The organism is Streptomyces sp. NBC_01017 (genome assembly GCF_045162795.1).
Lineage (GTDB): Bacteria > Actinomycetota > Actinomycetes > Streptomycetales > Streptomycetaceae > Streptomyces > Streptomyces machairae.
This window is the reverse complement of sequence record NZ_CP108683.1, coordinates 7,459,950-7,481,624: the sequence shown is the minus strand read 5'-3', so window position 1 is coordinate 7,481,624 and position 21,675 is coordinate 7,459,950. Positions and strand designations below refer to the sequence as shown.

Sequence of the window (21,675 nt, the reverse complement as noted above, 5' to 3'; positions counted from 1 at the left end):
GGTGCTCGAGGGTCTCGAGGACGTGGGTTCGCTGACAGCGGGCCCTTGGATCTATGTGGTGGTGGGCCTGTCGGTCCTGCTGGACGTGTTCGTACCGGTGCTGCCCAGCGGCGTTCTGGTGATCACAGCGGCGACGGCGGCGGCCGCCGGCTCGGGCGCCGCGACCGGTCAGGTCCCCGGCGAGGTCCCCGACATCCTGGCCCTGACGCTGTGCGCCGCGACGGCCTCCGTCCTGGGTGACCTGGTCGCCTACCGCCTCGCCTGGCGCGGCGGCGCCCGACTGGACCGCGCCATCGCCCGCTCCCGCCGCCTGACATCAGCGCAGGAACGTCTCGGCACAGCCCTCGCCCGAGGCGGCGGCGCCCTGGTGGTACTGGCCCGCTTCGCCCCGGCCGGCCGCTCGGTCGTCTCGTTCGGCGCCGGCGCCACCCACCGCAGCGCCCGCGACTTCCTCCCCTGGTCCGCCCTGGCCGGCCTCGCCTGGGCCGTCTACAGCGTGGCCCTCGGCTATTTCGGCGCCCAGTGGCTGGGAGCGACGTGGCTGGCGACGGCGGTGTCGGTGGGGGCGCTGTTCGCGGCGGGCGCGGTGGCGACGTACTTGGTGCGGCGCAGGCCGGCGTAGACCTCTGTGACGCTGAGTGGCCGCCCGGGCGCATCGCGTGCACGATGGATCCCACGCAATGGGGCAAGCGCCGCCTACCGGGTCGCTCGGTGCAATCAGGTTGATATCAGTCAGGTCGGTATCGATCAGGTCGATCGATGGGTTCGCGTCCGACTCGCCCCGCCGCCGCGAGGAAAGGGACCCCCTGGCATGAGTGCCCGCGCGCCGAAGGCGACGAGAGCATCGCAGCGCGCCCGCGTGCGCACCGCCCTGGCCGGACTGCTCCTCGCGGCCACCGGTGCCGCGACGCTGGTCTCGTGCGGCGGGGACGACGGCGGCGACGGCGCCGCCTCTCCCAGGCCGACCCCTACTCCCCCCGATACGGCCTCGTTCTCCGGCACGGCGGCCACGGCCCTCTCCTCGCTCGAGGCATCCGCCCGCGAGCGGGCCTCCGCCGCGGCCTCCTCCGCCTCCGCCCGCGCCTCGGAGTTCGAGGCATCCGTGTCGGCGGAGATCATGCGGGCCAACCAGGCCGCCCAGCGGGAACTCGAGGACGTCGACGGCCGCGGCAACGCCACCGGGGACGTGTCGCTCACCGGAAAACCGCGCGCCGATACGGGCGGTCTGCTGGCCGTCGTCGTGAACATCACCAACCGCACCGACGAGACTGCGTCCTACGCGGTGCAGGTCGACTTCCACGACTCCGACGGCAAGGTCGTCGAGACCCGGTTCGTGGGCGCGGAGGACCTGGAACCCGGCGAGCGGGCAGAGCCGCTCGCGATCAGCCGCAAGCCTCCCGAGCCGCGCCTGACCGCCGAGATCGCCAAGGCGCAGCGGTACTGACGCCCACGATCACCGGAAGGCGCGTCACTTCGATCCGGCAGGCGCCGGAGGAACCCTCTAGCCCGCCCGGCGGACGGCCTGCCCCCGGATCTCCAGACCGGCCAGCAGGTCGGCCGTGGCTTCGGCGATCACATCGACGGCGCGGTCGAAGACCTCCTGGTTGTGCGCGGCCGGGGCGCGGAAGCCGGAGACCTTGCGGACGTACTGCAGGGCGGCGGCGCGGATGTCTTCCTCCGTCGCCTCTTCCGGCAACGCGGGCGGACGGAGTGTCTTGATGCTGCGGCACATGCCTACCAGTCTCCCTCGGACAGGGCCATGTCTGCCATGATCACGCCCGAGGCGGCCACCACTGAGGGGCCGACCGACGAGAGGAACCGCATGACGGCGCATCGCACGACGGCGAACGACCGACACACGGTGGCGGTACTGGGCCCGGGCGGCATAGGCGGCCTGCTCGCCGCACTCCTGTCCAGGTCCGGGCACCGCGTCATCTGCCTGGCCGGCGACGAGACGGCCAAGGCCCTGCGTACGACCGGAATCCAGGTCCGCAGTGGCCGTTTCGGGGACTTCACGGCTCAGGTGGAGGCGGACACCGAGCTCCGTGAACCCGTCGACGCCTGCCTGATCACGGTCAAGGCCACCGCCCTCGACACGGCCCTGTCCCGCGCCCCGCGCACAGCGCTCGGCGACGCCGTGATCGTCCCCTTCCTGAACGGCGTCGAACACCCGGAGACCCTCCGCGCGCACTACGACCCGGACCGCGTCGCCCCCGCGGTCATCCGCGTCGAGTCGACCCGCGTGGCGCCCGGGGAGATCGAGCACACAAGCCCCTTCGCGGAGATCGACCTGACGGGCGACACAGTCCCCCGCGACCACCTCGAAGCCCTCGCACAGACCCTGAACACAGCCGGCCCCACCACCCGCGTCCTCCCGGACGAGACGGCAGCCCTCTGGGCGAAGATGTCCTTCCTGGCCCCCTTCGCCCTCCTCACCACCCGCCACGCCCTCCCCCTCGGCGACGTACGCACGCACCACCGCGAGGAGTTGACGTCCCTGGTCGAGGAGACGGCAGCCGTCAGCCGTGCCTGCGGCGGCCCCGCCGACCCGACCGCGGCCCTCGCCCGCTACGACGCCTTCCCGGCCGCCACCAAGTCGTCCATGCAACGCGACGCCGAGGCCGGCCGCCCCCTCGAACTGGACGCGATCGGCGGAGCGTTGCTACGAGCCGCCGAACGCCACGCGGTACCGGCACCCGTAACGGCGCGCCTGGTGGCCGAGTTGAGGGACGCGGGCCACTAGCCGCCACACACCCGCACACCGTTGAGACTGAGCGCTCTGGTCGGCCCGGCCGGCCGACCAGAGCGTCCGGTCAGCGCGTGGCGAGGAACTCGAGCGTGTCGATCACACGGTTCGAGAAGCCCCACTCGTTGTCGTACCAGGCGACCACCTTGACGTGGCGGCCGTCGACGCGGGTGAGGGCCGAGTCGAAGATCGACGAGGCGGGATTGCCCACGATGTCGGACGAGACCAGCGGGTCGTCCGAGTACTCGAGGACGCCGGCGAGCGGCCCTTCCGCCGCGGCGCGGTACGCCGCCAGCACGTCGTCGCGCGTCACGTCCCGGGCGACGGTCGTGTTGAGTTCGACGATCGAGCCCACCGGCACCGGCACGCGGATCGAGTCGCCCGACAGCTTGCCCTCCAGGTTCGGCAGCACCAGGCCGATCGCCTTGGCGGCGCCGGTCGTGGTCGGCACGATGTTGACGCCGGCGGCCCGGGCGCGACGGGCGTCGCGGTGCGGACCGTCCTGCAGGTTCTGCTCCTGCGTGTAGGCGTGCACCGTCGTCATGAACCCGTGCTCGATACCGGCCAGTTCGTCGAGCACCTTGGCCAGCGGCGCGAGCGCGTTGGTGGTGCAGGAGGCGTTCGAGACGATCGTGTGCACGGCCGGGTCGTAGGAGTCCGTGTTGACCCCGAACGCGAGCGTGACGTCGGCGCCGTCCGACGGCGCGCTGACGAGTACCTTCCTCGCGCCCGCGTCGAGGTGGGCGCGGGCGGCCTTCGCCGACGTGAAACGGCCGGTGGCTTCCAGGACGATGTCGACGCCCAGCTCGGCCCACGGCAGCTGCGCCGGTTCACGCTCGGCCAGCACCGTGATCCGCCGGCCGTCGACGACGAGGGCGTCCCCGTCGACGGTCACCGGGCGCCCGAGCCGGCCGGCCGTGCTGTCGTAGGCGAGCAGCCGGGCGAGCGTCGCAGGCTCCGTCAGGTCGTTGACGGCGACGACCTCCAGGGCGCTGTCGCGCTCCAGCAGTGCGCGCAGCACATTGCGTCCGATGCGGCCGAAACCGTTGATGGCGATGCGAGTCATGAGTGATGTCCCTTCCCTTCGCCACCAGGGTCGCCCGCGGCTCGCGCCCCTGACAGTGGCGGGATCGCCATGGTTCAAAAGGATCCCGCCACACGGTTCAAAGGATTACGCGACACGGTTCAAAGGGTCCCGCCGCACTCCGCCACGCGGTGCCGGGCGGGTCACTCGCCCCGGGTGAAGGTGCGCCGGTACTCGCTCGGTGTGGTGCCGAGGATGCGCTGGAAGTGCAGGCGCAGGTTCGCGCCGGTGCCGAGCCCGATGTCGGCGGCGATCTGTTCGACGCTGCGCTGCGAACGTTCGAGCAGCTCACGGGCCAGGTCGATGCGAGCGCGCATCACCCACTGCATCGGCGTGTACCCGGTCTCCTCGACGAAGCGCCGGGAGAACGTCCGCGGCGAGACCTCGGCCTGCCGCGCCAGCGTGTCGAGGGTGAGGGGCTCGCCGAGCCGGTGCAGCGCCCACTCGCGGGTGGCGGCGAACCGCTCGCCGAGCGGCTCGGGGACGCTGCGCGGCACGTACTGGGCCTGACCGCCGCTGCGGTAGGGGGCGGCGACCAGACGCCGGGCCGCGTGGTTGGACGCGGCCACGCCGAGGTCGCTGCGCAGGATGTGCAGGCACAGGTCGATGCCGGAGGCGGCGCCGGCCGAGGTGAGCAGGCTGCCCTCGTCGACGAACAGCACGTTCTCGTCGACCTGGACGAGCGGATGCCGGGACACCAGCGCCCGCGTGTAGTGCCAGTGCGTCGTGGCGCGCCTGCCGTCGAGCAGGCCCGTGGCGGCGAGCGCGAAGGCGCCGGTCGAGATGGCGGCGAGCCGCGCGCCCCGCTCGTGGGCGGCGATCAGCGCATCGACGACGGCCTGCGGCGGGTCGTCGCGGTCCGGGAACCGATAGCCGGGGACGAAGACGATGTCGGCCCACGCCAGCGCGTCGAGACCGTGCTCGACGTAGTACGCCAGACCGTCACCACCGGCCACGAGCCCGGGCGCAGCCCCACACACCCGCACCTCATACGGCATGCTCGCGCGGGTCGTGAACACCTGCGCAGGAATCCCGACATCGAGCGGCTTCGCACCCTCCAGCACAAGGACGGCGACGCGATGCAGGTGGGAGGCAGGCACGGGAAGAGGTTACGTGGGGGCGTGACTTCAAGACGCCCCTGCGCGGACCGGCAAAGGATCCCGCCACGCGTCGCCGGGCGGGTCAGTGGCCACACCGAGACTCCGCACCGGGCGGACTGTCTTCCAGCGCCCACCCGAAGCGCTCACTGGCCAACTGACGTCTCAGTCCCACCCGTTCGCATGAACCCCCCAAAGACGCTCGCAACCCAAAATCGAACAGGCGTAGCATTGAGCCGTGGCTACGCCCTATGACTTTCCGAGTGACCTTCTCGCCGGTCAGGAGGAGCTACATCAGGTCCGGGCCGAGCTGTCGGCCCTCCTGAAGCAGCTTCCCTGGTCGGTCGTACCCCTGGACGGCTTCAGCGACGACAACGGCTGGCGCAAGGTCGAGCGCCCCGCCTCCCCCGGCTGGACCCAGGACCAGCAGGCCGAGGTGGAGAAACTCCGCCGGCGCGAGCACGAACTCGCGGTCTTCGTCAGCGGCCACCGCTTCTGGTCGGAAGTAGCGGGGGCGGAACGCGTGGACGCCCGCACAAAGCTGAAGCACGCCCACGCGCAGCCGGCTGACGAGCAGTAGCCGACGCGCGGCGAACTCGCCAACGAGACACCGCAGTTGAGCACCGCGCGACCACGCCGCACCTCGGCCCTGACGTCCGGCATGGCCGCCCCCCGGAGCAAAGGCCCGCCACCGTAAGGGCCTTCGTCATTTCCTGATCGCGCTTCACATAGGTCACAGAATCATTGCAGCGCCTTCACACATCCCACACATCGGTTAGGTTCACCCTCCACGCAGATTGCGCCAAGGGGGGCACATGAGCCAGCAGTACCCGCAGCAGCCCGGATACGGGGCACCACAGCAGCCGACGCAGCCCGGATACGGCTACCCGCAGCAGCCCGGTTGGGGGGCTCCCCCGCCCCAGCCGCCGAAGCGGAAGACCGGGAAGATCCTCGGCATCATCGGCGCCGTGTTCGTCGGCCTCATCGTGATCGGCGCCGTCGCTGGAGGCGGCGAAGACTCCACCGACAGCAGCAACAAGGACAAGGCCGTCGCCGCCACCTCCGACAAGCCCAAGGCTGCCGAGGAAGCCGCCGACAAGCCCGCCGAAGAAGCCGCTGACAAGCCCGCGGAAGAGGCACCGGCCGCCCCCGACAAGAGCCAGGCCGAGCAGTTCAAGGACTGCGTCGGCAAGTCCGGCACCGGCGCCGAGAAGGCAGCGGTCGGGCACGTCACCAAGGTGACCGGCGCCGACAAGAGCAACGACATCCTCGACGCCGCCGAAGTCTTCACCGACTACAGCGGCGGCTTCATGAGCGAGAACGCCGGCGACGCCAAGCTGATCGCGTCCGCGTTCGCGTCCTGCTACGAGTCGAAGAACGGGCTCGTGACGGTGTACGGCAAGGACGGGGACATGATCTCCAACGGGAACTACTGACCCGTCGCCGAACCGGCCCGGCTCGCGCCCGTGCGCGGCCGGGCCTTCGCACGCCCGGCGGTGAACATGATCACCGCGGGATTGCGGACACTACGTGGACCCCGGCCACGAGAACGGCCCCCCGGAAATCCCTCCGAGGGGCCGCAAAGCCCTAGCTGAGCTGGGCTTGAGTACTGGTGGGCGCGGACGGTTTCGAACCGCCGACATCCTGCTTGTAAGGCAGGCGCTCTACCACTGAGCTACGCACCCGGGACGAGTCGACAGCCTACATTGTCCCGGACCCTGTCCCGCAAACCGATATCACGGCCGGGACAGGAGGTCAGCTCTCCTTCTGAAGACCGAGCGGCAGTGGATCCTGACGCCAGGATCCATGCTCAGCCGCGTGCCCCGAGTGGTGCTGGACACGCTGGTCGCCCGCTTTCGCTCCGCAGCCGGGCGGCACGGATCGTGTCCGTGATCCGGGAGGGCGGGGGCGGGGTCCCTCACGTCCTCGGGAGTCCCGTCCGGCCTGGGCGGTCCGATGCCCGGCACGATCTCTCCGGTCGTGCGGGGGCGGTGTCGTCCGTCGCCGGATCGGGTGCCCGAGGGCGCGCCGTCCGATCGCCACGGCTGCCGCGTCGTGGCGAGTGGTCCTACGGGTGGAAGTCGTCAGTGGCTGCTGCCAGTGCTGGGCACCCCATCGGGAGGTGTACGCCGGGTCCACCGCGACAACCGCGATGTTCTGCTCGGCAGCCATCGAGACCAGTCTGGCCTTGAGCCGTGCGGTGGGGAGACGGGAGATGAGGCGGCGGAAGCGCTTGTTCCCGCCGTGCCTTTCTCGGCTCGTGCCTTCGATGAAGTCGAGGTCCTCGACCGCGATCGCCGCCACCCCGCATCTGCGGGCGTGGTGCAGCAGCCGGGTGAGCGCGTGCCGGAGCTGTGCGTCCCGGTGCCCGGCACTGCCCGACAGGTCGTAGAAGAACCGTCGGGGCTCGCCGATGGGGTTGCCGTGCACGTCGAGGTGCCAGGCGGCGAGGTGGTCGTCGTTCATGTCCACCGCCACCACGCCGTGCGCCAGTACGGCCTCGATCGGCGGCACCGGAGCCTGCCTGCGCTTCCAGGATGCAGTCACGTACCAGCGGTCGCGGACGGCGTCGTAGTGGACGCGGTACGCCACCGCTCGGTTCGCGGTGATCCGGTCCTGCCACTCGGTGGCCCGGTGGCTGAAGGACACGGTCGCCTCCAGCACGTACCGGCAGTGCGGGGCGTTGGCCAGGTGGGCAAGGGCAGCCGGAACCCTGATCGACAGCTCTCCGATGTCGGTGATGCGGATCGTCTCGTTGCCCCAGCGCTTGCCCGACTCCCCGTCCGCGGCGAGGAACATGCGAGCAGCCTGCCAGCGCTCCCGCCACGTCTGTCGACTCAGCCCGGCCTCGTCCAGATGGTGACGCACCCGCGCGAGCCTCTTGCCGCCGCGCACCACACGTACCGTGCCCGCCGCCCAGTCCGCCTCCAGAGCAGCCAGCCGCTCCTCAAGGACGCGAAGGCGGCGGGACTTGGCATGCCACTCCGAGCGGGTGGCGTAGCCGCGCACCAGCCCGGCCCGCTTGTCGCCCTTGGCACCGGGCGGGCGAGCCAGCCGGGCCTCGACGCGGCCGATCTGCCCCCGCAGCCACGCCATCTCGGCGGCCTGTCCGCGCCTCGCCAGCGCCCACTGGTCGTCCGTCGCCTTGGTGAGACTGCCGGCCCACCGAGCCGAGGAGGACACGGTCAGCGCCCGCTTCCGCGCAGCCCAGGCGGCCGAATCGTGGGCCCGTCCCTGCCTTGACCGCCCCGCGAGATCACCTGATGCCAGCGAGCCGAGGAACGTGCCGATCTCGGTCAGTACCGCCGCGTCCGCCGAAGACACGCGCAGGCGCGCGCGGATCGCCACCCCGGCCGGACCGGGCACCACGAACGGCGCCGCCAACTCCCGTAGACCGCCCACCCGTCACCCCCGACCGGAACTGAAGATCCTCTCATCGCATCCAACGACCATCTTCGGAGAATGTCACCTATTCGACGCGAGAACTGTTGTGCCGGCCACAAGGGCTCATGTGCGCGACCACGCACCCGCATCACCGGGGGCTAACCCCACCCTCGGTCCGGTAGCGCGCCGGATCCCCAGGAGAACCCCGGATCCGTACGGTCGAACCACCACCGCACCCTGGCCCGAAAAGGTCGGTCCCAGGGAAGTCCGAGGAAGTCCAGGGGGAGATCGTCATGGCCCGTACCGTTGCCGTCCGTGCTGTCGTAGTTGCCGGGGCCGTCGTGGTGCTTCTTGGTGGGGTCACCGCGTGTGGGGCCTCCGCCGGGGACGACAAGGAGCCGGAGCGGCGGTCGTTTGCGTTGGAGGGGCGGACGCTGACCGTTGACTCCGACGACTCCGCGTTGGAGATCGTGGCCGCCGACACGAACAAGGCCGGCGCGGTGCAGGTGACCCGGTGGTTCCAGGGGTCGGTCGCGATCGGGTCGGATCCGAAGGTGACGTGGGCGATGGAGGACGACCGGCTGGTACTGCGCGAGAAGTGCTCGGGCATGATCGCGAACTGCTCGACCAAGCACCGTATCGAGGTGCCGCGCGGTGTCACCGTGAAGGTCGAGGACGGGGACGGGAGCGTGCGGGCGCGGGGGTTCCGGGATGCGTTGAGCGTGCGTACGGGAGACGGGTCCGTGCGGGTCACCGACTCCAGCGGGCCGCTGGACCTGAGGACGGGGGACGGGTCGGTGCGTGTGTCCGACGTGTCCTCACGGCAGGTCAAGGCGCAGACCGGGGACGGTTCGGTGCGGCTCGAACTCGGCACCGTGCCGGACCTGGTGGAGACCCGCAGCGGCGACGGTTCGGTGACGATCGAGCTGCCCCGGGCCACGTACCGCGTGTCCACCGAGACCGGTGACGGCGCGGTCGATGTGTCCGTGCCCCGGGACGACACCAGCTCCCACGTCGTCTCCGCCCGCACCGGTGACGGAAAAGTCACTGTCCGAACCGCGAACTAACCGGCCCGTGTGTTCGTCCTAAACCGGTGGGAGAATGAGACCGGGCAGGGTGAATGACAGCACGGGAGAGGGATGTGACGGCGACACCTCCGCAGCCGAACTCGCCGTCAGTGCCGGGCGCGCCGGGACACCCCGCGCGGCAGGCCTCGTTTCCCGTACGTAGTGCCCGGGGCGCGCGCCTCGCCGTCCGCGACACCCTCGCCCTGGTCGCGCTCCCGCTCGTCGCCGCTCTCGTCCTGCCCGCCGCGTTCGCCGGTGGGGGTACGAGACGGTGGTTCGGTGGGCGGGCCGAGAGTCAGCGGGCCGAGGCGCAGGCCGCGAAGGATGCCGCGGCGGCCGCGTTCTACGAGCTGGACACCGCCCAGCGGGATCTGCGGATCTCGATCGAGACGATCGCGGCCGTCGACGCCTCCCCGGCCGCCCGCCGGGCGATCACCGACTTCGAGGCGCTCGGGCGGCGTATCGACGAGGTCAGTCACCAGTACATCCAGGCTGTCGACGCCCATGACCTCGACCGTGACGACCTGGAGGCTTCGGCCGCGGCGCATGCCCGTACGGAGCTGACGAAGGCCAAGGACGAGCTCGACAACGCCAAGCGCGAGCTGGATCGGTTCACGGACGGGCTCGGGCCGCTGCTCGGCAAGGCCGAGACGCAGCTGGCCCGTCTCGCCCCGGCTGTCGAGCGCGCCCGGCAGGGCCTGCTGTCCGCGTCGAACGCCTTGGATGCCGTACGGGGATCGGGGCTCCAGGCGGATGACCTGGCGGCGCGGCTCGCCGCCCTCGCCCCTGAGCTGACCAAGCTGAACCAGGGCGCCGGGCAGCATGGCGTGCCGCAGACGCTGGAGCGGGCCGAGCGGGTCGCGCGGGAGGCGGAAGCGGTCCGGGTGGAGGCCGAGCGGCTGCCGGAGAAGGCCGCCGAGATCGATCACCGGCTGGTGTCGCTGCGGACGCGCGCGCAGGCGCTGACCACGCGTGCCGGGCAGGTGGAGCCGGTGCTGAGCGAGCTGCGGCGGCGGTTCACGGTGGCCTGCTGGCAGGACCTCCAGGGCGTCCCGGACCAGGCCGGGGAGAACGTGCGGCAGGCGGAGCTGAAGCTGAAGGAGGCGCAGGCCGCGCGCGACGAGCAGCGCTGGCCGGACGCCACCGCGTTGCTGTCGACGGTGCGGGCGCTGCTGAACAGCACCGACGAGTCGGTGTCCGCCGCCGGTGACCGGCTGAGGCAGCTGAACGCCGTGCAGAAGGATCCGCAGCAGGAGATCGACCGGACCCGTTTCGCGATCCGGGACGCCCAGCGGCTGGCCATGGCGGGGCGGAACACGCCCGATCCGCGGCACGCGCGCCCGCTGGACGACTCCGTCGCCCGGCTGGAGCGGGCCATCGGCACGCTGGAGGGCCGTCACCCGGACTACTGGCACTTCCTGACCGAGACGGAGGCGGTACGGCAGACGGTGGCCCGGGTCGTCGCCCAGATCCGCGAGGAGCGCGGCGGCGCTCACTGACGGGGCTCGGCTCGGTCCCTACGAGGGGCCCGGGACGCCGGTTAACCTGTGCGCATGCCTCGCTACGAGTACCGCTGCCGCAGCTGCGGCGACACGTTCGAACTGAGCCGCCCGATGGCGGAGTCCTCCGCCCCCGCCGCGTGTCCTGCGGGGCATGACGACACGGTGAAGCTCCTGTCCACGGTCGCCGTCGGCGGCACGGCAAGCGCCTCCGCGGCCCCGAAGCCGAACGGCGGGAGTGGCGGGTGCTGCGGCGGGGGTTGCTGCGGCTGAGCTGCCGCGGGCCGGGCAGGTTCGGGCGGGGTTGGACGGGGATTGCTCGGACGGCTCCGCGGCTGGGCTGACGCCGGCTGCGGCGGGCTCCCTGGCTGACGTCGCTTACGGCGAGCACTGGTGCGACCGGGGTCGGCCGGCGCCGGCTGGGGCGACCCTGCTGCCGCCGTCGTCCACGGCGAGGACGGACGATCACGGCTGATCACGGCTGACGCCGCGCTGAGGCACCGGCCCCATCCGCGCGACGCCTACCGAGGCGGCCAGGCCCTCGGTTCCACCGCCCCGCTGACGGGCGCCACGCCGCCGACCCCGCGGACGTACGGCCCTGACGGGCGCCCGGCACTCACCCCGGCCGTCCACCACGCCGCCGTGCCGCAGGCGCTCGCAAGCCCTGCCGCAGGCGCTCTCCAGTCGCGAGCCGCGGCACCCGCCGGCCGCCGGCCCCACCTCGGTGCCGCCGCGCCCCCGCCTACTGCGGCGCCGACACCGCACCCGGGCGCCCGCAGCGCCCACCCGGGCTACCCGGCTCGCCCGGCACCGGCACCGCAGCGGCGCCCCGCGCCCTACTCGGCTCCCCGAGTCACGCTCAGGAACTCCCGGAGAATCCGCTCCCCCGCCAGCACCCCCCGCTCCGGCAGCGCACTGATCGCCGGTGCGGTCCAGTCGCTGTCGGCCAGCTCGCCATGGCCCGGGCGCCAGCCCCGGTCCGCGGCGAGGAGGAGGTCGGCGTCCAGGAGGGAGTCGCCCGCGGCGAGGGTGAGGTCGGCGCCGGTGCGGCGGGCGACCTCGTGCATGGCGGCGCTCTTGGTGAGGGGCTTCGGGACGGCGTAGAGCTTGCGGCCCTGCAGGGACACCGTCCAGCCACGGTTCTCCGCCCACACCGCGAGCTCCTTCACCCACTCCTCGGGCAGCAGTTCGCGCTCGACGACGAGGTAGGCGAAGAGGTCCTCGGCGATCCGGTGCTTGCGCACCCACGCCGGGGACGCCGACGCCATGAGGTGGTCCTGGACCTCGGCGAGCGGCGCGCACTGCTCGGCCAGCCGGGCCGTGACCTGTGCGTTCCAGTCGGGGTCGGAGACGCCGTCGACGAGCAGGTGGCCGCCGTTGGCGCAGATCGCGTACTTGGGCTCGGGGCCCGGCAGGCTGATGCGCTGGTACTGCTTGCGGGTCCGGGTCGTCGTCGGCACGAAGACCGCCGCGTCGCCGAGGTCGGTCAGCAGCTGGGCCGCGGTCTCGGTCATGTACGACAGCGGCTTGCTCTCGTGGACCTCCACGCACAGCAGCCTGGGCGCCCGCGCGTCCGGCATGGTCAGCGCGAGGGCCGCGGCGGAGTAGATGAGCGTACGGTCGAGGTCGCTCGCCACCAGTACCGGCATCAGAGGTTCACCGCCTTGCCGTCGGCACCCGTCGCACCCCGCGTGTACTTGGGGTGGATCAACCCCACGCAGGTGTACGGCAGTTCGGCGACCTCTTCCACCGGGACCCCTCTCTGTTCGGCCAGCAGACGTACATGGTCCAGGTCGGCTCCGGCGCCGGCCCGGGCCAGGATCTTCCAGGGCACCCGGCGCAGCAGCACGCGCGTGGTCTCGCCGACGCCGGGCTTGACGAGGTTCACGTCGTGGATGCCGTACTCCTCGCTGATGCGCTCGACGGCGGCCCAGCCCTCCCAGGTCGGCGTGCGGTCGCCGGACAGCAGTTCCTTGGCCGTCGCCTCGACCGCGTCGACGACCTCGGGGAAGCGTGCCGCGACGGCGTCCAGGAAGGCGACGGAGACGTCGGCGCCGGCGAGTTCGCGGTAGAACTTCGCGCCGTGGTAGTCGTTCGGGCCGACCAGGTCCGCGCGCAGGACCGTACGCGAAATCAGGCCGGACACCGTGGAGTTGAGGCACGCGGACGGGATGAGGAAGTCCTCGCGGGTGCCGTACGTCCGCACGCACGAGCCCGGGTCGGCCAGTACGGCGATCTCGGGGTCGAAGCCGGTGACGCCGTCGGACTTCTCGAACTCCTCCAGGGCCACGGCGAGTTCGCGGGTGATGGCGCCCTTGCCGGTCCAGCCGTCGACGAAGACGACGTCACGCGGGTCGTGGTGCTGCGCCAGCCGGCGCAGGGCGTTGGCGTCGATACCTCGGCCGCGCACGATCGACACGGCGTAGTGCGGGAGTTCGAGGTCGTGCCGGAACTGGGCCCAGCGGCGCATGAGCACGCCCACGGGGGTGCCGGCGCGGGCGAGCGAGACGAGCACGGGGCGCGGTGACCGCTCGGCGAGCACGAGTTCGGTGACGGCGCCCACGGCCTGCGCCAGTCGCGCCGCGGACTCCTCCAGGGCCGTGTGGAACAGGGCCTGGTACTGCTCGCTGGGCTGGTACTCCACCGGCAGCGACTCGGCGTAGTGCGCGCCGCCGCTCTGGATGGCCTCCTCGCGTTCCTCGGTCGGCGCCTCCAGCGTCACGTCCGAGAGGTCCTGCAGCAGCCAGCCGACCTCCTCGGGGGCGTACGAGGAGAAGGCGGGGCCGCGGAGGGGCTCGGGCAGCATGGTGGTGGTGTCTCCAGGAGAAACGGCGAGGCGCGGCGGCTCGGGGACGTACGACGGCACGACCGCGAGCAGGACGCGCGGGGTGTGGGCGGCGAGCTGCGCCAACAGGCCGTCGGGGGCGTGCAGTTCGGGGGTGTCGGCGGTCGAGTCGACGACGGCTATGACGGCGTCGAAGCCGGCGCCGGCGACGTTGTAGGCGTAGCGCTCGCCGGGGCCGTCGTCCGGGTCGTCGTGGGCCGGGAAGACGAGGCGGGTGCGTATCGCGTAGCCGGGGTCGTCGACGGCGAGGACGGGTGAGCGGGTGGTGGTCGAGTAGCGGACCTCCGCGTCGGCGACCTGCTCCAGCTCACGGGCGAGCCTGAGGGGCGCGTACATCAGCTCTTCGAACCCGAGCACGAGGACGCTCCGCGCGTCAGCCGGGAGGGCCTCTGCGAGGCGGGCTGCCATGGCGGGGAGGGCGGCTTCGAGGCGGGTGCGGTGCTGCGGGGTGAAGCCGTGCCGGCCGCCGTCGGGGAGGCGGCGGGGCCAGGCCAGTTCGACGCGGGTGAGGTGGGGGGCGGTGCGGTCGTCGTCCGGGTGCGGGCCGGTGGGGGCCGGTCGCGCAGTTCCCCGCGCCCCTGGGGGGTGGGGCCGGCCGTCGGCTTCAGGACTCCGGGCGAGAACCTCCGACGCCTCGTCGGACGCGGGTCCTGCATCGCCCTCAAGGGGCGCGGGGAACTGCGCGACCAGCCCCGACGGCGCCGCAGACGACGAAGTACCCCCCGCGGCACTCTCCGCCTCGTACCGCGCCACCAACGCCTGCCCCTTCTCCAGCACCCCCTCAGGCAGCCGTACGGTCCCCGAAGCGGCCGCCACCAGGTCCACCCGGGCCCCGATCTCCCGGGCGAAGTCCGCGAGGCGCCCCGCGTCGGCCGCCGACCGCATGTCGACCAGGGCGACGACCACGTACCTCCGCCGCGGATACCGCGAATGAAGATCCCGAATGGTGTTCAGCACCGTGTTCCCCGTGGAGAACTCGTCGTCGACCAGGACCAGCGGCCCGTCACCGACCAGCAGCGCCGGGTCCTCCGGCAGCAGCAAGTGAGACGTGGCGTGCGAGTGGGACTCCTCGAAGCCGCCCGCACGGGCGACCCCGGCGACCGGGCGGCGCGTGGAGTGCAGATACGGGGCGAGACCCACACCGTCGGCGACGGAGTGGCCGAGCCCGGTCGCCGTCTCCGCGTAGCCGAGGACGACCGCCCTGGCGGCCTCCTCCGCGCCCAGCAGGTCCCGCACCCGGCGTCCGAGGGCGAAGCCGGCGCCGTACACCACGGAGGGTGACTGCGGTACGTGCTTGCCGAGCACGTTGGAGACGAGCAGATGCGCCCGCTTGGGGTTGCGGCGCAGGGCGAGGCCCAGCATCTCCGTGAGCCCGTCATCGCCCACGAGCTGGACTCCGAGCCGCTCGGCGACCCAGCTCCCGGACCAGACCCCGTCGTTCACTGCGTTGTTCATGCGTCCCTTGGTCAGCTTTCGTTCGGCCGGTGGATTGCGGCCGTTCGGCCTGGTCAGGCCGGGATTCCGGCGGCGAGCAGTTCCACGAAGCCGATGTCCTCGTTGGCCACACCGAACACCTCGGCCCGCAGCATGGTCCGCTCGGCCCACGCCCGGTGCGGCTTCACCTCGTTCATCTTGTTCGTGTACTGCGACCTCAGCACACCCCCGCCGCAGCGCTCGGGCTTCAGGATGTCCTTGGCATCGCTGAACTCCTCGTGGCTGACCACGGACAGTGCGTGTACGGGCAGCACGTGGGAGGGGTGGATGCAGGTCTTGCCGAGCAGGCCGTTGGCGTGGTCGAGCGTGATCTCGCGGAGCAGGCCGTCCATCGAGTGCTCGATGAGGGCCTCGCGCAGCTCCTCGGCCTGCCCTTCGAGGAAGGGGCTGCGGCGCAGCTGCGGCTTGAACATACGTTCCTGCACGCGGAAGTACTCCCACACCGGCCCGGTCACCGTGAACCCGGTGCCGTCGGCCCGCCCCAGCATGTTCACCACGTCGGCGATCACGGAGGCGACGATCTGGACGTCGTACGCGGTCATGTCAGGGGCCCGGCGCAGTCCGTACGACGAGCAGAAGTCCGTGACCCCGAGGCGCAGCGCCAGCACCCGATCCCGGTACTTGTCGACGGCGCGGAAGATGCCCTCCAGGCTCTCCACGCGCGACTCGCGGTACAGCAGGGCGGGCGACTCCAGCACCGGCATGGCGAACAGCCGGCGCCCGCTTTCGGCCTCCGCGAGGGCGAGGGCCTCCAGGAAGGGCATGCCGCGCTCTTCGGTGAACTTCGGCAGCACGAATCCGGACAGCAGCGCCACGGCGGGTCCGAGCCGGCGTACGAGATCGGGGATCTGCTCGGGCGTACGGACGCGGATGAAGAGCAGCGGGAGATCCGCCGCGCCCTCGCGTCCGGCGAGGTCGGTGAACTGGCGGACCAGGTTCTCCTCGCCCTCCGCCACGTCCTCGTCGCGGATGGAGTCCTCAAGGCACAGCACCATCGAGACCACGCCGCGTCCGGTCTGCTTGACGATGTCGTCGGCGAGCCGCGGCCGCGTGGCGGGACTGTAGAGCGTGGCGCCCAGGGCCGCGGAGAGCAGCCTGGCCGGAGAGTCGGCGGAGAATTCGCACGGCTCCCGGTGGAAGAGGCGCTGTCGCACCTCCGGGGCGATCTGCCCGAAATGACGCATAGAGCTCCCCCGTGGTGACTTTGTGGCCCCTGTGACCGGTTCACAGGTGGCCGGTAATAGTACGTAGATACCCATGTCAGGGGTTCCCGACGGGCATGAATTTCTGGTAACGCGGACAAACACGAGCGCGCACGGCCTGTGCACCCCCGCGTTGTCGTGACCAGGACGGAGAGGGCAGGATGATCGCATGACGCACGCGATGTTGAAGGGGTCGAACGTCCCGCTCGAAGTCACGACGGTACGCGCCGTGCTGCGCTGGACGCCCGGGCAGGGGGTCCCGGATGTCGATGCCTCGGCACTCCTCCTCGGCCCCGACGGTCGCGTGCGCTCCGACGAGGACTTCGTCTTCTACAACCAGCCCCGGCACCCCTCAGGGCAGGTCTGGCGGCTCGGCAAGAAGCGGGGTGCCGACGGCCTCACCGACACGATCCAGACAGATCTGTCCGGTGTCGAGCCGAGCGTCGGCCAGATTCTTCTGGTCGCCTCGGCGGACGGCGTCGCCTTCGACCGCGTACGGGATCTGCGCATCCTGCTGTACGACGCGGCAGCCGCGGACGGCGATCCGCTGGCGTACTTCGACATCAAGCCGGAGACGGGCGAGGAGACGGCCCTGATCTGCGGCGAGCTGTACCGCCGTGGCGAGGTCTGGAAGTTCCGCGCCCTGGGCGAGGGCTACTCGGACGGCCTGCGGGGCCTGGCCACGGACTTCGGTATCTCGGTGGACGAGTCGGAGATGGCCGAGGAGGCGAGGCCGGTCCCCGCACCGGAGATCTCCCAGCCCCTGCCCCCGGAGCAGCCCACCACGACGCTCCCGCCCCAGCCGTCGTACGGCTACCCCCAGGCCCCGCAGCAGCCCCCGCCGACCCAGCCCGCCTACGGCTACCCGCAGCCGACCGGCCAGCCGGCGATGGCCCAGTCGGGTTACGGCTACCCGCCGCCGGTGACGGCCCCTGCGACCCAGGGCTTCAGCCTGCCGCCGCAGGGCCCGCAGTTCATCGGGCGCTAGTTGCAGCGCCCAGAGGGGCGCGGGGCTGCATCGATATGCGGCTCCGCCGCGCGGGCGCGACCAGCCACAGGACACCCGCAGCCGCGACACGGGACAGAGTCCCGGGCCACTGGGCGCACCGGCCAGGACACCGGCGTCAGCGCTCCGCCTTCGTTTTGTAGCCGCGCCCCCACTGCAACCCCCACCCGAACAACCGGTCCAGTTCGGCCTGGAAGCCGTAGACGAACTTGACCTCGCGCCGGACCCAGATCTCCCCCTTCACGTTCTCGATCATCACCACCGCACAGGACCTGGCCTGCGGATGCCGCTCGTCGAGGCCGATCTCGATGCGGGGCCCGTTGCTCGGGTAGAGCGTGACGATCGCGTGCGTGCGGTCGAACGCCGGCGTCTGGTCGTAGATGTACACGAAGACCAGCAGCCGCTTGATGTTCTCCCGGTGATCGAGGTTGACGTAGATCGTCTCCCCGGACGCCGACCCGAACCGGTCGTCCCCGCTGAGCTTCACGTACGGCGGCCCGTTGGCGTCCCCGAGGAACCCGCCCAGCGGCTGGACGACGCCCTTCGTCCCGTCGGTGAGCTCGTACAGCGCCCCGAGGTCGAGGTCGACGTTGACCATGCTCTGGCTGTGTCCGACGACCTCCGGCGGCTTGAGCGCCTTGAACGGATGCCGCAGCAGGCTCTCCCGCTGAGACCCGCCGATGTCGGACGTGCGCATGCGCCACGTCAGGTTGATCCGCAGATGCCCCGTGGCGGCGCCCTGCTTGGTGAGCGAGACGCGGTCGTGCCGCTTCGTCAGCTCGATCGAGTTCGATGACGCGCTGCCCGAGTCGAACTCGGCCGCCCGGCCCCGCCAGAGCCCGTCCAAGAAGCCCATTCCGCCCCCACGTCCCACGAAGACCTGTGTTCACTTGGAAAAACCGGCGGGGCGGCCGGAGGCCCGGCCGCCCCGCACAGAGCGTTCCTCACCCGCAGGGGTGTCACACCCCGGACGAGACCTCAGTCTTCTCGTCCGAGCCCTCCGCTTTTCCCTCCGCTGCCGCCAGCGCGCGGTTGCGGCGCACCGAGGACCAGAAGGAGGCGCCGATCAGGACGACACCGATCAGGCCGGTGATGATCTCGTTGATCTCGTACTGGATGGTGACCAGCAGGATCATGGCGAGCGCGCCGATCGCGTAGTGCGCGCCGTGCTCCAGGTAGACGTAGTCGTCGAGGGTGCCCTGGCGGACCAGGTAGACGGTGAGCGACCGGACGTACATCGCGCCGATACCGAGGCCCAGCGCCATCAGGACGATGTCGTTGGTGATGGCGAAGGCGCCGATCACGCCGTCGAAGGAGAAGGACGCGTCCAGGACCTCGAGGTAAAGGAACATGAAGAAGGCGGCCTTGCCGGCGAGGGCGACCGCGGAGCGGGGCTTGCCGGAGCGCACGGCCTCTTCCTCGGCCTCGTGCTCGCGTTCCTCCTCCTCTTCGAGCTTGTCCTCGAAGTAGCCGGAGAGACCGCCGACGATCATGTAGGTGATCAGGCCGCCGATGCCGGAGAGCAGGACCGTCTCCGCCTTGTCGACATGCGCGCCGCCATGCTGGTGGGCGTTGGCCGCGAAGGTCAGTGCGGAGATCAGCAGGACGATCAGCGCGATGCAGACCGACAGCATGTCGATCTTGCCGAGCTTGGCCAGCGGGCGCTCCAGCCAGCCGAGCCACTTGATGTCCCGGTCCTCGAAGATGAAGTCGAGGAAGATCATCAGCAGGAACATGCCACCGAAGGCGGCGATCGCCGGGTGCGCGTCGGTGACGAGCTCCTGGTAGCGGTCCTTGTCGCTGAGCGCGAGGTCGACCGCCTCGATCGGCCCGAGGCCGGCGCTGATCGCGACGATCACGACGGGGAAGACCAGTCGCATACCGAAGACGGCGATCAGGATGCCGATGGTGAGGAAGATCTTCTGCCAGAAGGCATTCATCTTCTTCAGAATTCCGGCGTTGACCACCGCGTTGTCGAAGGACAGCGAGATCTCGAGGACGGAGAGGATCGCCACGATGCCGAGGGCGGTCCACCCCCCGAAGAGGACCGCTGCAACGAGGCCGAGCGCGGTGACCGCGAACGACCAGCCGAAGGTTTTCAGAACCACTGGCTACCCAATCCCTGTGTGTACGGGTCTGGCCCGCGCACTCGGCTTTACGAAACTTTGAACCGAAGTCTAGTCGGCCACCCTTCGCACCCCACCGGGGCCCGGCTTTTGCTCATAACGCGTTATGAGACGCTGACCCCGAAGTCGAGCGCGATGCCCCGGAGTCCGGACGCGTACCCCTGTCCGACCGCTCGGAACTTCCACTCTCCCTGGTATCGGTAGACCTCGCCGAAGATCATGGCGGTCTCGGTGGAGGCGTCCTCGCTCAGGTCGTAACGGGCGAGTTCCTGGCCGTCGGCCTGGTTCACCACGCGGATGAAGGCGTTGCTGACCTGGCCGAAGGTCTGGCCGCGCTCGTCCGCCATATGGATCGAGACGGGAAAGACGATCTTGTCGCACTGGGCCGGCACCTTGGAAAGGTCGATCAGGAGCGACTCGTCGTCGCCGTCACCCTCGCCGGTGAGGTTGTCCCCGGTGTGTTCCACCGAGCCGTCCGGGCTCTTGAGCTGGTTGTAGAAGACGAACCACTCATCGCCCAGGACCCGGCCGCTGCTGCACACCAGTGCGCTGGCGTCGAGGTCGAAGGGGGCTCCGGTGGTGGAGCGCGCGTCCCAGCCGAGCCCGATCATCACCTGGGTGAGATTGGGTGCGGCCTTGGACAGGGAGACGTTTCCTCCCTTGGCGAGCGTGACGCCCATGATGCTGGTCCTCCCCGCGTGATGCTTGTTTGGTTGTCCTGCGCATCCGGCGCCGCACCCAAACGGATGCGGCGCCGGACTCAGCCAGTGGTGTCCTGAACGGTCACCCCCGATGTCGAACTCAGACGTTCACACCGAAGTCCTGCGCGATGCCGCGCAGACCCGACGCGTAGCCCTGGCCGATGGCGCGGAACTTCCACTCCGCACCGTGCCGGTACAGCTCGCCGAAGACCATCGCGGTCTCGGTGGACGCGTCCTCCGAGAGGTCGTAGCGCGCGATCTCGGCGCCGCCGGCCTGGTTCACGACGCGGATGAACGCGTTGCGCACCTGCCCGAAGGACTGCTGGCGGTTCTCGGCGTCGTAGATCGACACCGGGAAGACGATCTTCTCGACGTCCGCCGGGACGCCGGCGAGGTTGATCTTGATCTGCTCGTCGTCGCCCTCGCCCTCACCGGTGAGGTTGTCGCCGGTGTGCTCGACCGAGCCGTCGGCGCTCTTGAGGTTGTTGAAGAACACGAAGTTCGCGTCGCTCGCGACCTTGCCCTCCGCGTTCGTCAGCAGCGCGCTGGCGTCGAGGTCGAAGTCGGTGCCGGTCGTGGTGCGGATGTCCCACCCCAGACCGACGATGACCGCAGTGAGGCCCGGGGCCTCCTTGCTCAGTGATACGTTGCCGCCCTTGCTGAGGCTGACTCCCACGAGTCCTCCATTGGTTTCCAGGGGCGGGGAGCCCCGCCGTGCGTGTGATATCGGATCAACGAGTCGATCCTAGTAACGGGTTCCCGTGGCTTGCATGCCTTGGTACCGAAGAATCACGGGTGTCGGTCACCAGAGGGACCGGACGGGATCAGAGGGTGTCGAGCGCCTTGACGTACTCGCTCAGGTCGCGCGCGTCCGGCAGGGCGTTGACGACGGTCCAGCGGACCACGCCCTCCTTGTCGATGACGAAGGTGCCGCGCACCGCGCAGCCCTTGTCCTCGGCGAAGACACCGTAGGCACGGCTGACCTCGCCGTGCGGCCAGAAGTCGCTGAGCAGCGGGTACTCCAGACCCTCCTGCTCCGCGAAGACGCGCAGGGTGTGGATGGAGTCGTTGGAGACGGCGAGGACCTGCGTGTCGCGGTCGGAGAACTGCGGCAGGTTGTCGCGCACCTCGCACAGCTCGCCGGTGCACACGCCGGTGAAGGCGAAGGGGTAGAAGAGCAGGACGACGTTCTTGGAACCGCGGAAGTCGGAGAGCTTCACGGTCGCGCCGTGGTTGTCCTTGAGCTCGAAGTCGGGGGCCTTGTCGCCGACCTGGATCGCCATCGTCGTGAATGTCCCTTCGGTGAGGCTGTTCGGGTGGCATCCACCCTACGCAGCGATCTCCGGGGAGCACGCATGAGCCGGGCTGGACTTTGCAGTCCAGCCCGGCAACGTGGGCCCGTACGGCCGCTCCGGCACCTACGG

The 21,675-nt window shown here is 70.7% G+C and carries 21 protein-coding genes and 1 tRNA gene; 9 read left to right on the top strand and 13 right to left on the bottom strand.

Going from position 1 to position 21,675, the window contains the following annotated elements; genetic code table 11:
• Position 1 precedes the first annotated feature (1 nt).
• Together OG331_RS34360 and OG331_RS34355 are read left to right on the top strand one after the other, a co-directional pair.
• Positions 2 to 622 (top strand): VTT domain-containing protein, encoded by a 621-nt coding sequence (locus tag OG331_RS34360; protein ID WP_362377843.1) that lies wholly within the window; start codon positions 2 to 4, stop codon positions 620 to 622.
• A 189-nt stretch (positions 623 to 811) separates the two neighbouring features.
• Positions 812 to 1,444: an FxLYD domain-containing protein gene (locus OG331_RS34355; RefSeq protein WP_406203435.1), complete on the top strand. Its 633-nt coding sequence runs from the start codon at positions 812 to 814 to the stop codon at positions 1,442 to 1,444.
• Between the two features lie 57 nt (positions 1,445 to 1,501).
• Here the strand turns inward: OG331_RS34355 and OG331_RS34350 are convergent, their stop codons facing one another.
• The gene (locus OG331_RS34350; RefSeq protein WP_328881974.1) at positions 1,502 to 1,732 is read right to left on the bottom strand and encodes a DUF2277 domain-containing protein; all 231 of its coding nucleotides are present in this window, start codon (positions 1,730 to 1,732) and stop codon (positions 1,502 to 1,504) included.
• 90 nt (positions 1,733 to 1,822) lie between these two features.
• Between OG331_RS34350 and OG331_RS34345 the strand changes: the two genes are divergently transcribed.
• On the top strand, positions 1,823 to 2,743 hold the full coding sequence (locus OG331_RS34345) for a ketopantoate reductase family protein (protein ID WP_406210467.1): 921 nt from the start codon (positions 1,823 to 1,825) through the stop codon (positions 2,741 to 2,743).
• A gap of 70 nt (positions 2,744 to 2,813) precedes the next feature.
• On the opposite strand, the gene gap is transcribed toward OG331_RS34345, so the two are convergent.
• Together gap and OG331_RS34335 are read right to left on the bottom strand one after the other, a co-directional pair.
• A complete protein-coding gene (gene gap, locus OG331_RS34340) occupies positions 2,814 to 3,812 on the bottom strand; it encodes a type I glyceraldehyde-3-phosphate dehydrogenase (RefSeq protein WP_406203432.1) in 999 nt (332 codons plus the stop codon).
• A gap of 161 nt (positions 3,813 to 3,973) precedes the next feature.
• Positions 3,974 to 4,930, bottom strand: a complete 957-nt coding sequence (locus OG331_RS34335) for a GlxA family transcriptional regulator (RefSeq protein ID WP_406203429.1) — start codon at positions 4,928 to 4,930, stop codon at positions 3,974 to 3,976.
• Positions 4,931 to 5,165: 235 nt separating this feature from the next.
• Between OG331_RS34335 and OG331_RS34330 the strand changes: the two genes are divergently transcribed.
• Both OG331_RS34330 and OG331_RS34325 read left to right on the top strand, forming a co-directional pair.
• Positions 5,166 to 5,507, top strand: coding sequence for a hypothetical protein (locus tag OG331_RS34330; RefSeq protein ID WP_406203426.1), 342 nt, complete (start codon positions 5,166 to 5,168; stop codon positions 5,505 to 5,507).
• Positions 5,508 to 5,742: 235 nt separating this feature from the next.
• On the top strand, positions 5,743 to 6,363 hold the full coding sequence (locus tag OG331_RS34325; protein WP_406203423.1) for a hypothetical protein: 621 nt from the start codon (positions 5,743 to 5,745) through the stop codon (positions 6,361 to 6,363).
• Between the two features lie 174 nt (positions 6,364 to 6,537).
• Here the strand turns inward: OG331_RS34325 and OG331_RS34320 are convergent.
• Positions 6,538 to 6,612: transfer RNA gene (locus OG331_RS34320), tRNA-Val, on the bottom strand.
• A gap of 70 nt (positions 6,613 to 6,682) precedes the next feature.
• Positions 6,683 to 8,329, bottom strand: coding sequence for an IS200/IS605 family accessory protein TnpB-related protein (locus OG331_RS34315; RefSeq protein ID WP_406203420.1), 1,647 nt, complete (start codon positions 8,327 to 8,329; stop codon positions 6,683 to 6,685).
• 275 nt (positions 8,330 to 8,604) lie between these two features.
• Here OG331_RS34315 and OG331_RS34310 point away from each other — a divergent pair, with 275 nt between their 5' ends.
• The 3 genes from OG331_RS34310 to OG331_RS34300 all read left to right on the top strand — a co-directional run bounded on the left by OG331_RS34310 (position 8,605) and on the right by OG331_RS34300 (position 11,150).
• Entirely contained in the window at positions 8,605 to 9,378 is a 774-nt protein-coding gene (locus OG331_RS34310; RefSeq protein ID WP_406203417.1) for a DUF4097 family beta strand repeat-containing protein, read from the top strand.
• Positions 9,379 to 9,452: 74 nt separating this feature from the next.
• Complete coding sequence (locus tag OG331_RS34305; protein WP_406203414.1) at positions 9,453 to 10,877, top strand: hypothetical protein; 1,425 nt, start codon at positions 9,453 to 9,455, stop codon at positions 10,875 to 10,877.
• A 54-nt stretch (positions 10,878 to 10,931) separates the two neighbouring features.
• Positions 10,932 to 11,150 carry a zinc ribbon domain-containing protein gene (locus OG331_RS34300; protein ID WP_406203411.1) on the top strand — a complete coding sequence of 73 codons (219 nt, stop codon included), beginning with the start codon at positions 10,932 to 10,934 and terminating at the stop codon, positions 11,148 to 11,150.
• 563 nt (positions 11,151 to 11,713) lie between these two features.
• Here OG331_RS34300 and OG331_RS34295 read toward each other — a convergent pair.
• Genes OG331_RS34295 through OG331_RS34285 form a run of 3 tightly spaced genes read right to left on the bottom strand, consistent with a single transcriptional unit; the run spans position 11,714 to position 16,400 of the window.
• Positions 11,714 to 12,526, bottom strand: a complete 813-nt coding sequence (locus tag OG331_RS34295) for an HAD family hydrolase (RefSeq protein WP_406203408.1) — start codon at positions 12,524 to 12,526, stop codon at positions 11,714 to 11,716.
• Positions 12,526 to 15,177 (bottom strand): phosphoribosyltransferase domain-containing protein, encoded by a 2,652-nt coding sequence (locus OG331_RS34290; RefSeq protein WP_406203405.1) that lies wholly within the window; start codon positions 15,175 to 15,177, stop codon positions 12,526 to 12,528. Before OG331_RS34290 ends, OG331_RS34295 begins: the two co-directional genes overlap by 1 nt.
• Positions 15,178 to 15,230: 53 nt before the next feature.
• Positions 15,231 to 16,400 carry an HpcH/HpaI aldolase/citrate lyase family protein gene (locus tag OG331_RS34285; protein ID WP_406203402.1) on the bottom strand — a complete coding sequence of 390 codons (1,170 nt, stop codon included), beginning with the start codon at positions 16,398 to 16,400 and terminating at the stop codon, positions 15,231 to 15,233.
• Between the two features lie 187 nt (positions 16,401 to 16,587).
• Between OG331_RS34285 and OG331_RS34280 the strand changes: the two genes are divergently transcribed.
• Positions 16,588 to 17,406 carry a TerD family protein gene (locus OG331_RS34280; protein ID WP_406203399.1) on the top strand — a complete coding sequence of 273 codons (819 nt, stop codon included), beginning with the start codon at positions 16,588 to 16,590 and terminating at the stop codon, positions 17,404 to 17,406.
• A 136-nt stretch (positions 17,407 to 17,542) separates the two neighbouring features.
• On the opposite strand, the gene OG331_RS34275 is transcribed toward OG331_RS34280, so the two are convergent.
• The 5 genes from OG331_RS34275 to OG331_RS34255 form a co-directional block, all read right to left on the bottom strand.
• Positions 17,543 to 18,280 carry a Tellurium resistance gene (locus tag OG331_RS34275; RefSeq protein ID WP_328881962.1) on the bottom strand — a complete coding sequence of 246 codons (738 nt, stop codon included), beginning with the start codon at positions 18,278 to 18,280 and terminating at the stop codon, positions 17,543 to 17,545.
• Between the two features lie 103 nt (positions 18,281 to 18,383).
• Positions 18,384 to 19,532 (bottom strand): DUF475 domain-containing protein, encoded by a 1,149-nt coding sequence (locus OG331_RS34270; protein WP_406203396.1) that lies wholly within the window; start codon positions 19,530 to 19,532, stop codon positions 18,384 to 18,386.
• A 122-nt stretch (positions 19,533 to 19,654) separates the two neighbouring features.
• Positions 19,655 to 20,230: a TerD family protein gene (locus OG331_RS34265; protein WP_406203393.1), complete on the bottom strand. Its 576-nt coding sequence runs from the start codon at positions 20,228 to 20,230 to the stop codon at positions 19,655 to 19,657.
• 121 nt (positions 20,231 to 20,351) lie between these two features.
• A complete protein-coding gene (locus OG331_RS34260) occupies positions 20,352 to 20,927 on the bottom strand; it encodes a calcium homeostasis/redox stress adaptation protein (protein WP_328881959.1) in 576 nt (191 codons plus the stop codon).
• A gap of 148 nt (positions 20,928 to 21,075) precedes the next feature.
• Entirely contained in the window at positions 21,076 to 21,534 is a 459-nt protein-coding gene (locus OG331_RS34255) for a peroxiredoxin (protein ID WP_062698231.1), read from the bottom strand.
• Between the last annotated feature and the right edge of the window lie 141 nt (positions 21,535 to 21,675).